Raw genomic sequence first — 285 nt, 5'->3', positions numbered from 1 at the left:
GAGGAGTTCTATAGCCATGAAAAAATTGGGTATTTTGAGCGCGGCCGCATTTGGCCTGATGATGAGCGCACCGGTTGCCTTCGCCGACGACATCACCATTTCGGTGGTTGGCCCGATGACCGGTCAGCTCGCCCCCATCGGTGACCAGTTCAAGCAGGGCGCGCAGGCCGCTGCCGCCGCCATCAACGCGGCCGGCGGTGTCAACGGCTCCCAGATCAAGCTCGACATCGAGGACGACCAGTGCGATCCGAAGCAGGCGGTTTCGGTCGCCAACCGCATCGTCGC

At 62.5% G+C, this 285-nt stretch carries 1 protein-coding gene; it reads left to right on the top strand.

Going from position 1 to position 285, the window contains the following annotated elements:
* Positions 1-16: 16 nt before the first annotated feature.
* On the top strand, positions 17-285 hold a 269-nt coding region (locus EN786_RS37315), incomplete at its 3' end, for an ABC transporter substrate-binding protein (RefSeq protein ID WP_145972940.1).

Source organism: Mesorhizobium sp. M4B.F.Ca.ET.143.01.1.1 (assembly GCF_004792275.1).
Classification (GTDB): Bacteria; Pseudomonadota; Alphaproteobacteria; order Rhizobiales; family Rhizobiaceae; genus Mesorhizobium; species Mesorhizobium abyssinicae.
Note: the sequence above shows the minus strand (reverse complement) of the source record. Positions and strands in the feature narration are given on the sequence as shown.